Genomic DNA, 13,870 nt, shown 5'->3' on the forward strand with positions numbered 1-13,870 from the left:
GGCGGGTACGCCGTTCGACGCAAGGCCGACGGCGCCCCGGCACGGCCACGGGGTCGCGTGCTCACGTACTCGCACAAGGGAGATCCGCTCACGTACGGCGGGTCCGCTTCGCGTACGGCGGGTCCGCTTCACATACGGCGGATCCGCAGATAGCGCCTGACGTCGGGAAGCACCTGCACGGCCACGGCGGTGGCGGCGGCCAGGGCGGCGCCGGCGGCACCGGCGGCGATGATCTTCTTCATCCCGTGTCTCCTCGTGTGAAACCTTCGGCGGCCCGTGCCAGGACCGGCACACCGCCCTCCAGCAGTTCCTCGACCGCCCGGACGGCCCGGGGCACGGCGTCGGCGACCGGCGGACTGAGACCGATGCGCTCGTCGACCGAGGCAGGTTCGCAGCCGACGACCAGGACGCGCCCCGGCGGCTTCGCGCCGGTTCCCGCGCAGAGGGTGTCCAGCAGGGCCAGGACGGTGTCGGGGGTCATGCGGTGGCCGTCGAGGACGGGGACGGCGGCGCCGGTGCCGCCGCGGCCCTCGTGCTCGACGACGTACAGGGTGCCGGGGCTCTCGCCGCGCGCGGTGGCGTCGAGCAGGACGAGGGTGTCGTAGCCGTCCAGCAGCTGGTAGGCGAGGTGGACGCCGCGTACGCCGACGTCCACGACCTCGACGTGGTCCGGCAGGTCACGGGCGGCGAGCAGACGCGCGGCCTCCACGCCGAAGCCGTCGTCGCCGAGGAAGATGTTGCCGATGCCGGCGACGAGCGTGCGGGGGGCGGGCAGCGGGTCGCGGCTCATGCGTCGCCCTCCAGGGCCATGACCTCGTCCGGCTGGAAGTACAGGAACCGGCCCTGCTCCCGCCGGATGTCGGCTCCGGGATCGTCCTCGATCGTGACCGCCAGGTGGACCGTGCCGTCGACGTCGTGCAGCACGGCCTCGACGACCGCGGTGCGGCCCCGGAGGAACAGGTCCTGCGCGTCCGTGTGACGCAGCCCCGGACGCAGTTCGACACGGCTGCCCGCCGCGAGCGCCCGGCCGTCCACGACGACCTGGTCGTGCGCCGGGTCGAATCCGGCGTCGCCCGCCGGATCCCACCAGGGGGTGTCGGGCTGCGGCACGCCGTGCTCGTCGGGGAAGCCGCCACCGGTGTCGCCGGTGACCTCCCGCAGCCCCCGCACGGCGCCGTGGAGCCGCTCCAGCACCTCCGCGGGCATCGAGTCGGCGAGGTCGATCACCGCGGCGGCCCGTGCGTCGGTGCCTCTGGCCTCGCGTTTCTCCTCGTCGGTGAGGGCGGCGGTGCGCAGGGCGAGGATCTCGTCGATCTCGGTGGCGTCGTAGAGCGCGCCGGGGCTCTCGGGTGCGATGGCGGGGTGGTCCTCCAGGATGATCGGCGAGGAGAGCACGAGGTCCGCGCGGCCCGGTTCCCCGGCGAGGACGGGCCAGGTGTGCAGATTGCGGCAGGCGGCGACCGCGCCCCTGGCCCACTCGGGCGGGTCCGTCATCGACAGGAACGACCCGGCGCTGAGCGCCATCAGGAGGTGGGCGGCGACGAGGGAGTGCGGCAGGGCCGCCTCCCGGTCGGCGCCGTGGCCCGCGGCGGGGGTCCAGTCGCTGGTGTTCTCGACGACGGCGGTGAGCCGCATCGTCCGGTAGGGGCCGTCGAGTTCGCGGGCGCGCAGGGTGACCGCGCCGCTGAGCGGCTCGCTGCGCCGGACCAGCCGGCCGACCGTGCGGCCCGAGGGGTCCAGGACGGGTTCGGTGTCCTCGTGGGCGGGGAGCCGGAAGGGCCGGACGACGCCTTCGCCGAGCAGGTCCGTGACCGGCACGACCAGCTCGGTGCGTTCCTCGGCGCCCTCGTCCCAGGGCACCAGCACCCGGTCGTCGAGGCGGAGTTCGGGGACGGTGTCGTACCCGCCGTCCGGGCGCAGGCGCTGCACGGTGCGGCGGCGGGCGCGCAGGAAGCGCACCTCGACCGAGAGCGTCGCGTCCGGCCGGGGTTCCATCAGGCATTCGGTGTGCTGGAACTCGTGCTCCTCGCACCCGGCTCCCCAGGCGGGCGGCACCAGGACACCGAACTGCCAGCGCAGCCGGTTCTTGGCGGCCGAGGCCCGGTACGGGTAGAGCACATAGCCCTCGAACAGGACGGCGTCGGCCACCTGCCGGGCGAGGGCGAACCGCTGCTCGGTCTCGGGGGCGAAGGCGGTCACGGTCACGGTCCGGTCCTTCCGGTGGTGCCGGTGGTGCCGGTGAGGGCGCTCAGCGGGTCGGCGCCGGCCGTGTGCCCGGCGGGGCCCGCGGCGAGGAGCGCCTCGACCGTGGCCTCCCAGGAGGGCAGGGCGTGCCGGGAGCGGTGGGCGAGGAGGGCGTCCATGGTCTCGCGGGGCAGCCGGATCCAGCCGCAGCCGGGGAAGTGCTGCTCGATCATCTCCCGCCAGGTGGCGACGGGCATCCTGAAGGCCGCCTCACGGTCCCAGGGGACGGGTTCCACCCGGAAGCCCGCCGGGCCGGTGAACGCCGTGCCGGAGAACAGCATCAGCAGCGGGACCTCGCCGTCGGCGAGCGCGCCGAGGTAGCGGGTGGCGGCGATGTCCAGGTCGTAGGTGCAGGGGACGACGAGATCGGCCTCGGTCTCGCCGGTGAACGCGGAGACCATCAGCGGGACCTGGGCGAACTGCAGGGGGTGGAGCGTGCTGCCCCAGCGGGAGCGTTCGCCGAAGAGGTCGGTGAGCCCGTCGGCCTCGGCGGAGCCGTAGCCGCGGCGGGCGGGTTCGATGCGGATCTGGCAGCGCAGGGCGAGGGCGTGCACGGGGGTGCCGCCGGAGGCGGTGACGCGCAGCCGGAAGACGAGGGTGGGTCCGGCGGCGTGCCGGTCGGCGCGGACGCCGGTGCAGGCGAAGGAGAACTCGGTCACGGCGCCTCCGCCTCGTCCGGGGACCGGACGGTTCCCTCGGCCTCGTCCAGGGGCCGGGCACGGTGGCGGACGTCCGCGAAGAAGGCGTCCAGGGCGGCCCGGGCCTCGGCCCCGCCGTCGAAGCCCTGCCACAGCAGGCGCATCCGGCCGACGAGTTCGTAGCAGATGTCGACGGGCACGAGATGGCACTCGATGCCGTCGTCGCCGCGGCGCAGCAGCAGTGCCTCCACGTCGGGGCGCAGGAGCGCGGCGAGCCGGGTGCCGCCGAGGACCTCGTTCCAGGCGGCCGGTTCGAGTTCGCTCTCGGTGGCTCCGGCCGGGCTGGGATAGAGGGCGACGAGCCGGTCGAGGGCGGCGTTGCGGAAGAAGAAGGCGACCCCGACGGGGATCTGGAGCGTCTCCCAGGCCCGGAGGTCGAGGCGGTGTCCGGGGTCGGTGAGGCAGCGGCCCGGGACCGTGCGGAAACGTCCCGCGGCGGCGCCCGGCTGCTCCATGAGCACGGCGCAGGCCGCGCAGGCGCAGACCAGGGCGCGGCGGCCGGTGTCGACGAGGTGGCGGTGGTCCTCGGGGACCGGGGCCGCGCACAGTTCGCAGCGTTCGGGCTGGGGCGGGCGTTCGGCGCGGAAGCGGCGCAGCCCGGTCGCGGGGGCGGTCACGGGATCTTCGTCCCGATCTGGAGCAGGGCGGGCGCGGATGCCACCTCGACGGCCCTGACCTCGGGTGCGAAGCAGGCGAGGGCGGCCTCGGCGGCTTCCCGGGCGCCCGTGCCGGAGCCGCATCCGCAGCCGCCGGAGGCGGTGGCCCGCAGCCGGAGGGTGCCGGTGTCCTCGTCGAACCCGGCGACGGTCAGTCCGTGTTCGCGGACGCTGTCGAGGGCCCGGCCGATCCGGGTGTCGCGGTCCTCGGGGTGCAGGTCGTGCAGGACCAGCACGCTCGCGACGAGTTCGTCGCCGAGGAGCCGGGAGTGCGGCTCGCCGGGCTGGTCGGCCAGCAGGTGCAGGACGCGGGCGAGGGAGCAGCCGTAGAAGTCCATGAGGGAGCGCACGAGTTCCTCGGCCGCGGCGGCCGCGGCCGGGTCGCCACTCCCGGTGAGCCGGCCGAGCGCCTCCTCCACGCGCCGTCCGGTCTGCTCCGCGGTCACCGGCCGCGCCGTCGTCGCCGCGCTCATCCGCCCAGTCCGCTCAGGCCGGTGGGCACGTGCATCGTCTTCACGGTCCTGCCGCCGCCGACGTACATGTGGACGCCGCAGGGCAGACAGGGGTCGAAGCTGCGGACGGCGCGCATGATGTCGATGCCCTTGAAGTTCTCCGGGGAGTTCTCCTCGAAGATCGGGGTGTTCTGCACGGCGTCCTCGTACGGGCCCGGGGTGCCGTAGCTGTCGCGGACGCTGGCGTTCCACGGAGTGGGCGGGTACGGGTGGTAGTTGGCGATCTTTCCGTCGCGGATGACCATGTGGTGGGAGAGGACGCCGCGCACGGCCTCGGTGAAGCCGCAGCCGATGCTCTCGTCCGGGACCTCGAACTTCTCCCAGGTCTGGGTGCGTCCGGCGCGGACCTCCTCAAGTCCCTTCTCGGCGCAGTGCAGGGCGACGGCGGCGGAGTACGCCTGGAAGTAGGTGCGGGCGCGGTTGCGTTCCAGCGCGTTGGACCACTGCGGGATCTTCCACTCGAAGGTGGTCTCCGGCTTGGTCATCGTGCGGGGCAGGTTGATGACCACGCTGTGGCCGGTGGCCTTGACGTAGCCGATGTCGACGAGCCCGGACAGGGCGGTGGACCACAGGCGGGCGATGGGGCCGCCGCCGGTGTCCAGGGCGAGGTGGTCCTTGCCGTCGAACCAGCGCGGGGACATCACCCAGCTGTACTTGTCGTCGAAGTCCCGCTTCTGCGGGGCGGGGATGGTGTGCTGGTTCCAGGGGTGGCGCGGGTCGACGGGGTTGCCGAGCGGGTCGTGGGTGACGAACTGCTCCTGGCCCTGCCAGTCCTCGTAGTAGGAGCTGCCGAGCAGGATGCGGATGCCGAGGTTGATCTCGGTGAGGTCGTTGGTGACGAGCTTGCCGTCGACGACGACGCCCGGGGTGACGAACATGCGCCGCCCCCAGTCCGTCATGTTGGCGTAGGTGAAGTCGCAGTACTCGGGGTCGTTGAGGGCGCCCCAGCAGCCGAGCATGACGCGCCTGCGGCCGACCTCCTCGTAGCCGGGCAGGGCCTCGTAGAAGAAGTCGAACAGGTCGTCGTGCAGGGGCACGACGCGCTTCATGAACTCCACGTACCGCATCAGGCGGCTCATGTAGTCGGTGAACAGCTGCACGGAGGCGACCGTGCCGACGCCGCCCGGGTAGAGCGTGGAGGGGTGCACATGGCGCCCCTCCATGAGGCAGAACATCTCCCGTGTGTAGCGGCTGACCTGGAGGGCCTCGCGGTAGAACTCGCCCTCCAGCGGGTTGAGCGAGCGCATGATGTCGGCGATGGTGCGGTAGCCGTGCTCGGCGGCGTGCGGGGCCTCGGTGCGCTCGGCGAGTTCGAGGACGCCGGGGTTGGTCTCCTTGACCATCTTCTCGCAGTAGTCGACCCCGACCAGGTTCTCCTGGAAGATGTTGTGGTCGAACATGTACTCCGCGGACTCGCCCAGGTTGAGGATCCACTCACCGAGGTGCGGGGGCTTCACGCCGTACGCCATGTTCTGCGCGTACACCGAGCAGGTGGCGTGGTTGTCGCCGCAGATGCCGCAGATGCGGCTGGTGATGAAGTGGGCGTCGCGCGGGTCCTTGCCGCGCATGAAGACGCTGTAGCCGCGGAAGACCGACGAGGTGCTGTAGCACTCGGCGACCCGCTTCTGCTTGAAGTCGATCTTCGTGTGGATGCCCAGGCTGCCGACGATCCGGGTGATCGGATCCCAGGACATCTCCACCAGACCGGTGCCGTCTCCGGCCGCCTTCGTCCTTGCCATGGTCGTTGCCGTGCCCTTCGTTGCGCGGGAGGTTCGGGTGTGGGAGTGCACGAAGCAGAAGCGGGTCACTCGTGGTCAGCTGTGCGGGTCACGCGCGGTCAGCTGGGGGGACGTCACCAGGGCGGCCGGTATCCGGTGCTGATCTTCTCCCCGGTACGGCGCCACTTGGGCTCCTTGTCCACCGTCCGGGCCGTGATCGTGCGCAGTCTGCGCACCAGGGAGCCGTAGACGGCGCTGCCGGTGCTGGACAGCTTGGCGCCGGGGGGTTCGTCCATGAACGGCATGAACTTGTCGGGGAAGCCGGGCATGGTGCAGGCGATGCAGATGCCGCCGACGTTGGGACAGCCGCCGATGCCGTTCATCCAGCCGCGCTTGGGCACGTTGCACTTCACCACCGGGCCCCAGCAGCCGATCTTCACCAGGCACTTCGGCGAGTCGTACGACTCGGCGAACTCGCCCTGCTCGTAGTAGCCCGCGCGGTCGCAGCCCTCGTGCACGGTGGCGCCGAACAGCCACGCCGGGCGCAGCTTGTCGTCGAGGGGGATCATCGGTGCGGCGCCGGTCGCCTGGTAGAGCAGATACGTGAGGGTCTCGGCGAAGTTGTCGGGCTGGATCGGGCAGCCGGGGACACAGACGAGGGGGATGCCGGCCTTGGACTTCCAGTCCCAGCCGAGGTAGTCCGGGACACCCATCGCGCCCGTCGGGTTGCCGGCCATCGCGTGGATCCCGCCGTACGTGGCGCAGGTGCCGATGGCGACGACGGCCAGGGCCTTCGGGGCGAGCCGGTCGATCCACTCGCTGGTGGTGATGGGCTGGCCGGTCTCGGGGTCGTCGCCGAAGCCGCACCAGTAGCCCTCGGGCTTGATCGCCTCGTTGGGGATGGACCCCTCGACGACCAGCACGAACGGGTCGATCTCGCCCCGCTCGCCCTTGAAGAACCACTCGATGAACGTGTCCGCGCCGCCGACCGGACCGCACTCGAAGTCGATGAGCGGCCAGTGCACCTGGATCTTCGGCAGGCCCGGCAGCACGCCGAGGACGATCTCCTCGATGCTCGGCTGCATGGCCGCCGTCAGCGCGACCGAGTCGCCGTCGCAGCTCAGCCCCGCGTTGATCCAGAGGATGTGGATCGTGGGTGTCTCGTCGGCGGGCGCGCCTGTGGCGTCCGCAGCGCCGACCGTGTCCGGCGTCGCCTCAGTCATGGGACCGCCTCCTGGGGAGGTAAGGGATGAAAGCCTCGTTCCGGCCTTCGCCTCTCTTCGTATCAGCCGATCGGGCGCAATGAGATGTCATACGACCCCATTCCGGTGACGCAGGTCACACAGGGGGTCGGAGCGGATTCCGCAACCCGGGGCCGGCGAGGTGCGCCGGGGTGTCCCGCGGCCGCTCCTTGCGGACGAACGCCCGGCGCAGCGCGTGGTAGGGGGCGGCGGGGTCGTCGAAGACGCGGCGCATCCGGATCAGCTCGGCCTCCCGGAAGGCGGCCAGCGGTGTGCTGCTCTCCCGCCGGTCCCGCTCGGCCTTCTTCGCGGCGACGCGCGACGCGGTGGCGGGCAGGGAGGCCAGCCGTGCCGCCAGGGCGCCGGTCTCCGCCGCGAACCCGCCGGGGCCGCAGTCGATCACCCGGTCGACCAGTCCGAGCCGCAGGGCACCGGCCGGGCTCACGGGCAGCGCCTCCCGCATGAGCCGTCCGGCCGCCGCGGGACCGACCCGGCGGGGCAGGGTGTAGGTCCAGTACTCGGAGCCGTGGAGCCCCATCAGCCGGTAGTGGGGGTTCAGCACGGCGCCGGAGCGGCACCACACCTCGTCGGCCGCCAGGGCGAGCATCAGCCCGCCCGCCGCGGCGTTGCCCGCGACGGCCGACACCACGAGCCGGTCGGTGGTGTCCAGCACGGCCTCGACGAGGTCGTCGATGGCGTTGATGTTCGCCCACGACTCGGCGGCGGGGTCCGCGGCGGCCTCGATGACGTGGAGATGGATCCCGTTGGAGAAGAAGTCCCGCTCGCCGCCGAGCACCAGCACCGACGTGGGACGGCCGCACGCCTCCCGGTAGGCGGCCAGCAGCCGGCGGCACTGGCCGGTGCTCATCGCACCGCCGGGGAAGGAGAACGAGAGGAAACCGGCGTCCCCGGCCTCCCGGTAGCGGATGTCCGTCCAGCGGCGCTCCTGCGGGCCGGGCAGCACGGGCGGCGCGAGGTCCGGCAGGGACGGGAGCCGGTCGCCCAGGGCCCGCACCGCGGGCAGCTTGTACGTGGGCGGCTGCCCGGCACGGCGCCGGGGCCGCAGCTCGGGGATCCACACGGCACCGTCGGCGGTGGCCCGGCAGACCGCCCCGGCCCGGGTCGCCAGCAGCTCCCCCGGCCTGCCGCGCAGCTCGCTCTCGGGGTGACCGCCGTGCAGGTACCACTCGTCACCGAGCAGCACGTCCAGCACGCCGGGCTGCGAGTCCGCCGCCCGCAGCTTGCGCACGACGGCCGCCGTGGAGTCCGCGGCCCAGTCGATCCGCCGCACGCTCTGGTCGAGATACGGCCGCACGTGCACGGGAACGCCGCCCGGGCCCGCCGCGTCCTGCCGGTCCGGCACATGGGTGCCGCTCGCGAAGCGCTCCACGGCCAGCAGGACGGCCGCGAGCGCGGCGTCGGCGACCTCGCCCCGGTACAGGTCGCTCTTGCCCACCTCGGGGACCGGGCAGGCCACGGCGGCCCAGACGTCGCCCGCGTCCATCTCCGCGCCGGCCTGCAGGACCGTGACGCCCCACCGGCCGGCGCCCTCGTGGATCGCCCAGTCCAGGGAGGACGGGCCCCGGTCGCCCACGGGCCCCGGATGGACCACGAGGCAGGTGTGGGCGGCCCACACCTCCTCGGGGATCACCGTCTTCAGCATGGGCGCCACGACGAGCTGCGGCGCGTGCCGGCGGACCGCGTCCGCCAGCGGGCGGTCCGGCAGCGCGAGCTCCACCGGGACCTCGTGGCCGCGGTCGCGCAGCTCGGCGTGGACCCGCTGGGTGAGGCTGTTGAACGCGCTGGCCACGAGCAGGATCCGCACGGCCGCCTCCCGGCTGACGAGGGGCGGCCGGGCAGTGACCGCCGACCGTGATCCTCCGTCACGGCGGCCCGGGGCGGGCGGCGGCGGGCGGCGGGGTCATCCGAAAGCGGGGACCGATCCGCCGACCGGCCTCACCCCGTGCCGGTCAGCCGCTGCCAGAGCGAGCGCGTGGCGCCGAAACCCGTCTCGTGCGTCCACACATGGGTGCACGAACGGCACTGGAGGTGGAGCAGGCTGCCGGTGTGGGACAGCAGATAGCGCCAGTGCTCGGAGCAGCTGCGTCCCTGTGCGCAGGGGCCGCAGCCGCGGCGGTCGTCGCAGTTCGGGCAGGCCACCCAGGCGCGGCGGCCGATGTCCGCCTGCGGGTCAAGCGGCAGCATGCCCGCCTCCTCGGCGCGGGAGCACACCGGCCGCGACCAGCTCGTCGTACAGGCGCTGCTGCTCCTCGTCGAGGCCGGAGTACAGCAGGTCGTACGCCTCCTCCTCGCCGCGCAGCGCGGCGCCCGGGTCCCAGTCGGGGCCGAGGGCCTCCAGGACATGGGCCCGGCGGAGCATCTCCTGGGCGGTGAGGTCGACGGAGAACTCGGTCTGAGCGGGGTCGTGCGAGGACATGCGGACGAACTTAGGCAAGCCTTTCTCGCCACGACAAGAGCGGGTGGGAGAAGTCACAGCGGGCGGGGCCGCCCCCGGCGGCTCCCGTCCCGGTCACGCCGGGGCCGCGGGGCCGACGGCCGCCCGCCCCGCCTCCAGCCGTGCCGCCGGGATCCGGAAGGGCGAGCAGGAGACGTAGTCCAGACCGACGCGGTGGAAGAAGTGGATGGAGTCGGGGTCTCCGCCGTGCTCGCCGCACACACCCGTCGTCAGACCGGGGGCGACCGCCCTGCCCTCCGTCACCGCCAGCTCCACCAGCCGGCCCACGCCCTGCCGGTCGATTGTCTCGAAGGGCGACACGGGGAAGACGCCCTTCTCCAGGTACAGCGGGAAGAAGGACGCCTCGGCGTCGTCGCGGGACAGGCCCCAGGTGGTCTGGGTGAGGTCGTTGGTGCCGAAGGAGAAGAAGTCGGCGGCCTCGGCGATGCGGCCGGCGGTGAGGGCGGCGCGGGGGAGCTCGATCATCGTGCCGACGGGGCAGTCGAGCCGTACGCCGGTCTCGGCGGTGACCTCCGCGAGCACACGCTCCGCCTCGGCGCGCGCCAGGCGCAGCTCCTCGGCCGTCCCGACGAGCGGGATCATGATCTCGGCGTGCGGGCTGCCGCCGTCGCGCAGGCGCCGGACGACCGCCTCGGCGATCGCCCGTACCTGCATCGCCGTCAGTCCGGGCACGGCCAGTGCGAGGCGTACGCCGCGCAGTCCGAGCATGGGGTTCTGCTCGTGCATCCGCTCGACGGCGGCCAGCAGGTCGCGCTCGTGCGGATCGGGCCGTGGCGAGCGGGCGAGACGGACGGCGAGGTCCGTGCGGTCGGGCAGGAACTCGTGCAGCGGCGGGTCGATGAGCCTGATGGTGACGGGCAGACCGTCCATGGCGTCGAGGATCGCGGTGAAGTCGGCGCGCTGGAGCGGCAGCAGCGCGGCGAGGGCGGCCTCCCGGGCGAGGCCGTCGCGCGCGAGGATCATCGCCTCGACCAGCTCCCTGCGCTCGCCGAGGAACATGTGCTCGGTGCGGCACAGGCCGATGCCCTGGGCGCCGAGCGCACGGGCCCGGGCGGCGTCCTCGGCGGTGTCGGCGTTGGCGCGGACCTCCAGCCGGCGCACCGTGTCGGCGTGCGCGAGCGCCGCCAGGACGGCCTCGGTCAGCGGGCCGGTCGCGGTGCCGGTCTCCAGGGCGCGGCCGACGTCGGAGGCGGTGAGGGCGAGCGCGCCGAGGTGGACGGTCCCGGCCGTGCCGTCGACCGAGAGGGTGTCGCCCTCCTGGATGATCGCGCCGGCGGAGGTGGTGAAGCGGCGTGCGACGGTGTCCACGGTCAGTTCCTCGGCGCCGCAGACGCACACCTTGCCCATGCCCCGGGCGACGACGGCCGCGTGGCTGGTCTTGCCGCCCCGGCTGGTGAGCACCGCGCGTGCGGCGATCATGCCGGGCAGGTCGTCGGGGGTGGTCTCCCGGCGGACCAGCACGGTGTCCTCGCCGGCGGCGGCCCTGCGGATCGCCTCGGCGGAGTCGAACACCGCGACGCCGACCGCCGCGCCCGGCGAGGCGGGCACGCCGTGGGCGAGGGGCACGTCGGCGGGGGTGACCTCGAAGCGCGGGAACATCAGCCGGGTGAGCGCGGCGCCGTCCACCCGGGTCAGCGCCTCGTCCTCGCCGATGGTGCGCTCCTCGCGCAGTTCGTGCGCGATCCGGAACGTGGCCTGGGCGGTGCGCTTGCCGACGCGGGTCTGGAGGATCCAGAGCCTGCCGCGTTCGATGGTGAACTCGACGTCGCACAGGTCGCGGTAGTGGTTCTCCAGGGTGCGCAGATGTCCGGTGAACTCGGCGTAGGCCCGCGGGTCGAGCGTCTCCAGCTCGGTCAGCGGCAGCGCGTTGCGGACACCGGCGACGACGTCCTCGCCCTGGGCGTCGGGCAGGTAGTCGCCGTACACGCCCCGTTCGCCGGTGGCCGGGTCGCGGGTGAAGGCGACGCCGGTCCCGGAGTCGTGCCCGAGGTTGCCGAAGACCATGGCCTGGACGTTGACGGCGGTACCGAGGTCGTCGGGGATGTGCTCGCGGCGGCGGTAGACACGGGCCCGTTCGACGTTCCAGGAGTCGAAGACCGCGCGGATCGCGCGGGCGAGCTGCTCGGCGGGCTCCTGCGGGAAGTCCTCGCCCGTCCGCTCCCGGACGATCTCCTTGAACTCCTCGGTGAGGGCGCTCAGTTCACCGGCGGAGAGTTCGTGGTCCCCGGTCACGCCGCTGCGGGCCTTGCGGGCGGCGAGCGCCTGCTCGAACAGGTCCTCGGGCACGTCCATCACCGTGTGGCCGAACATCTGCACGAGGCGCCGGTAGGAGTCCCAGGCGAAGCGTTCGTCGCCCGCGGCCTCGGCGAGGCCGGTGACCGAGTGGTCGTTCAGCCCGATGTCGAGGATGGTGTCCATCATCCCCGGCATCGAGAAGCGGGCGCCGGAACGGACGGAGACCAGCAGCGGGTCGTCGCGCGCGCCCAGGGCGCGGCCCATGGTCCGCTCCAGTTCCGCCAGCGCCCGCCCGGCCTCGACGCCCAGCTCGGGCGGTTCCTCGCCCGTGACCAGATAGACCTTGCAGGCGTCGGTGGTGACCGTGAACCCGGGCGGCACGGGCAGGCCCAGCCGGGTCATCTCCGCCAGGCCCGCCCCCTTGCCGCCGAGCAGGTCGGCCATGTCCCGGTTGCCTTCCTCGAAGGCGTACACGTACTTGACGGGCGCTTCCATGGAGGACCTCCTGAACCGGTTGCTCCTTCGTTCCAGCGTGGTCCCGTCCGGCCCGGTCCGCCACGGGCCGCCCGGCCGGCGGGGAGGGCCGGGCGGCGCGGGCGGGCCGGGCGGGCCCTCAGAGGGCGACGGGCGCGGTGATCTCGCGGGCGACCCGGGCCGCCCACCGCTCGATGCGGGGGAAGTCGCGGAAGTCCCCGCCCTTGCCGCCGCGCAGGATCATGCGGGCGACCCATCCCCGGGCGCCCTCCTCCAGACAGCCTCCGAAAGTGACATGCTCCCGGGCTCCGATGCGTTCCATGGCCTTGCGCACACCGGGCACGGGCGGGATGTCCCGCTCGGACGCGGAGGGGTCCAGCGGGCCGCTGCTGAACAGCCACACGGGGCGCTCGGCCAGGGCACTCCGGTTGCGGCGCACGAACCGGCGGGTGTCCTTGTGCCAGCGCCCGGCGTACAGACCGCCGCCGGCCACGACGGCGTCGTACGGCGTCACGTCGTCGACGGCACCGGCCGGTACGGCCCGGGCCGTCAGCCCTTCCGCGTCCAGCACGCCGGCGATCGTCTCGGCGATGCGCCTGGTGGAACCGTTCGTCGTCCCGTAGGCGACGAGCACCTTCATGGTCATGACCGGCTCCTTTCGTCGTCACCGGTGGGGAACGACGGCCACGGGGCACGCGGCGTGGTGCAGGACTGCGTGTGCCACGGGGCCGATGTGCGGGCCGAGGGGGGTGCGGCGGACACGGCGGCCGACGACGACCAGGGACCCCGTGCGCGCGGCCTCGACCAGACGCAGGGAGGCGCTCCCCGACGGGGACTCCTCCACCACGTCGACGGCGGGGTGCTTCTCGCGCCAGGGACGCAGCGCCTCGGACAGCAGCGCCGTCTGCCGGCGCACGAGCTCGTCGTGCAGTCCGGCGTCGGCCGACAGGCCGTACAGGTAGTACGGCGGCAGGTTCCAGCCGGACACCGCCCGCAGGGAGGCGCGGCGGCGGCCGGCCTCCTCGAAGGCGAACGCGAGCACGGCCTCGGCGGGGCCCGCGGGGTCGACGCCGACGACCACGGGCCGGAACGCCGTGGCGGCCGACGGTATCCCGGCGGGGTCGAACTCGTGCTCGTCGGCGGCCTGCTCGCCGGCCCGTACGAGCACCACGGGCCGTTCGGCGTGCGCGAGGACGGACTGGCTCACGGACCCGAGCAGGAAGCCCCGCAGACCGCCCAGCCCGCGGGATCCGAGGACGAGCAGGTCGGCGTCCCGGGCCTCGGCGGCGAGCAGCTCCGCGGCACGTCCGGACAGCCGCTCCATGCCGACCTCGACGCCGGGATGGCGCAGCCTGAGCCCCTCGGCCGTCTCGCGGGGGACGCGCTCGGACCAGTGCGCCCGGGTCTCCGCCCCGAGGAGCGGGGCCTGGGCCATGGGCTGCGGGAGCGGCTCGCTGACGTGCACGACCTTCAGTGCCAGACCGCGCAGCACCGCCTCGCGGGCCGCCCACTCGGCGGCGGCCCGGCTCTCGCGGGAACCGTCGAGCCCTGCGACCACCGTGCCGGTCATGACGGCTGCACCTCCTTCGGGGACCGTGTGCTTCCAGCCTCGCGGT

General features: G+C 73.5%; 14 protein-coding genes. All 14 read right to left on the bottom strand.

What is annotated here, in order from left to right; translation table 11 throughout:
* Positions 1-128: 128 nt before the first annotated feature.
* On the bottom strand, positions 129-242 hold the full coding sequence (locus ACIQGV_RS13985; RefSeq protein WP_402494260.1) for a DUF6893 family small protein: 114 nt from the start codon (positions 240-242) through the stop codon (positions 129-131).
* Complete coding sequence (locus tag ACIQGV_RS13990; RefSeq protein ID WP_402494262.1) at positions 239-790, bottom strand: hydrogenase maturation protease; 552 nt, start codon at positions 788-790, stop codon at positions 239-241. Before ACIQGV_RS13990 ends, ACIQGV_RS13985 begins: the two co-directional genes overlap by 4 nt.
* Positions 787-2,205 (bottom strand): hypothetical protein, encoded by a 1,419-nt coding sequence (locus ACIQGV_RS13995; RefSeq protein WP_402494264.1) that lies wholly within the window; start codon positions 2,203-2,205, stop codon positions 787-789. The genes ACIQGV_RS13990 and ACIQGV_RS13995 overlap by 4 nt, the downstream gene beginning before the upstream one ends.
* The gene (locus ACIQGV_RS14000) at positions 2,202-2,903 is read right to left on the bottom strand and encodes a DUF6084 family protein (RefSeq protein ID WP_402494266.1); all 702 of its coding nucleotides are present in this window, start codon (positions 2,901-2,903) and stop codon (positions 2,202-2,204) included. The genes ACIQGV_RS13995 and ACIQGV_RS14000 overlap by 4 nt, the downstream gene beginning before the upstream one ends.
* Complete coding sequence (locus ACIQGV_RS14005) at positions 2,900-3,559, bottom strand: DUF5947 family protein (protein ID WP_402494268.1); 660 nt, start codon at positions 3,557-3,559, stop codon at positions 2,900-2,902. Before ACIQGV_RS14005 ends, ACIQGV_RS14000 begins: the two co-directional genes overlap by 4 nt.
* Positions 3,556-4,071, bottom strand: a complete 516-nt coding sequence (locus ACIQGV_RS14010; RefSeq protein ID WP_402494270.1) for a hypothetical protein — start codon at positions 4,069-4,071, stop codon at positions 3,556-3,558. Before ACIQGV_RS14010 ends, ACIQGV_RS14005 begins: the two co-directional genes overlap by 4 nt.
* Positions 4,068-5,849: a nickel-dependent hydrogenase large subunit gene (locus ACIQGV_RS14015; RefSeq protein WP_402494272.1), complete on the bottom strand. Its 1,782-nt coding sequence runs from the start codon at positions 5,847-5,849 to the stop codon at positions 4,068-4,070. Before ACIQGV_RS14015 ends, ACIQGV_RS14010 begins: the two co-directional genes overlap by 4 nt.
* A 113-nt stretch (positions 5,850-5,962) precedes the next feature.
* A complete protein-coding gene (locus ACIQGV_RS14020; RefSeq protein WP_402494274.1) occupies positions 5,963-7,051 on the bottom strand; it encodes a hydrogenase expression protein HypE in 1,089 nt (362 codons plus the stop codon).
* Positions 7,052-7,166: 115 nt separating this feature from the next.
* Positions 7,167-8,894, bottom strand: a complete 1,728-nt coding sequence (locus tag ACIQGV_RS14025; protein WP_402494276.1) for a hydrogenase maturation protein — start codon at positions 8,892-8,894, stop codon at positions 7,167-7,169.
* Positions 8,895-9,025: 131 nt separating this feature from the next.
* On the bottom strand, positions 9,026-9,274 hold the full coding sequence (locus ACIQGV_RS14030) for a hypothetical protein (protein WP_402494278.1): 249 nt from the start codon (positions 9,272-9,274) through the stop codon (positions 9,026-9,028).
* On the bottom strand, positions 9,261-9,506 hold the full coding sequence (locus ACIQGV_RS14035; protein WP_402494280.1) for a DUF6400 family protein: 246 nt from the start codon (positions 9,504-9,506) through the stop codon (positions 9,261-9,263). Before ACIQGV_RS14035 ends, ACIQGV_RS14030 begins: the two co-directional genes overlap by 14 nt.
* A 93-nt stretch (positions 9,507-9,599) precedes the next feature.
* Positions 9,600-12,275 (bottom strand): pyruvate, phosphate dikinase, encoded by a 2,676-nt coding sequence (gene ppdK / locus ACIQGV_RS14040; RefSeq protein ID WP_402494282.1) that lies wholly within the window; start codon positions 12,273-12,275, stop codon positions 9,600-9,602.
* A gap of 118 nt (positions 12,276-12,393) precedes the next feature.
* Positions 12,394-12,900: a flavodoxin domain-containing protein gene (locus ACIQGV_RS14045; protein WP_402494284.1), complete on the bottom strand. Its 507-nt coding sequence runs from the start codon at positions 12,898-12,900 to the stop codon at positions 12,394-12,396.
* An 18-nt stretch (positions 12,901-12,918) separates the two neighbouring features.
* Positions 12,919-13,824: a universal stress protein gene (locus tag ACIQGV_RS14050; RefSeq protein ID WP_402494286.1), complete on the bottom strand. Its 906-nt coding sequence runs from the start codon at positions 13,822-13,824 to the stop codon at positions 12,919-12,921.
* Positions 13,825-13,870: the final 46 nt, after the last annotated feature.

Origin of the sequence: Streptomyces sp. NPDC093094 (assembly GCF_044754345.1) — a bacterium.
Taxonomy (GTDB): domain Bacteria; phylum Actinomycetota; class Actinomycetes; order Streptomycetales; family Streptomycetaceae; genus Streptomyces.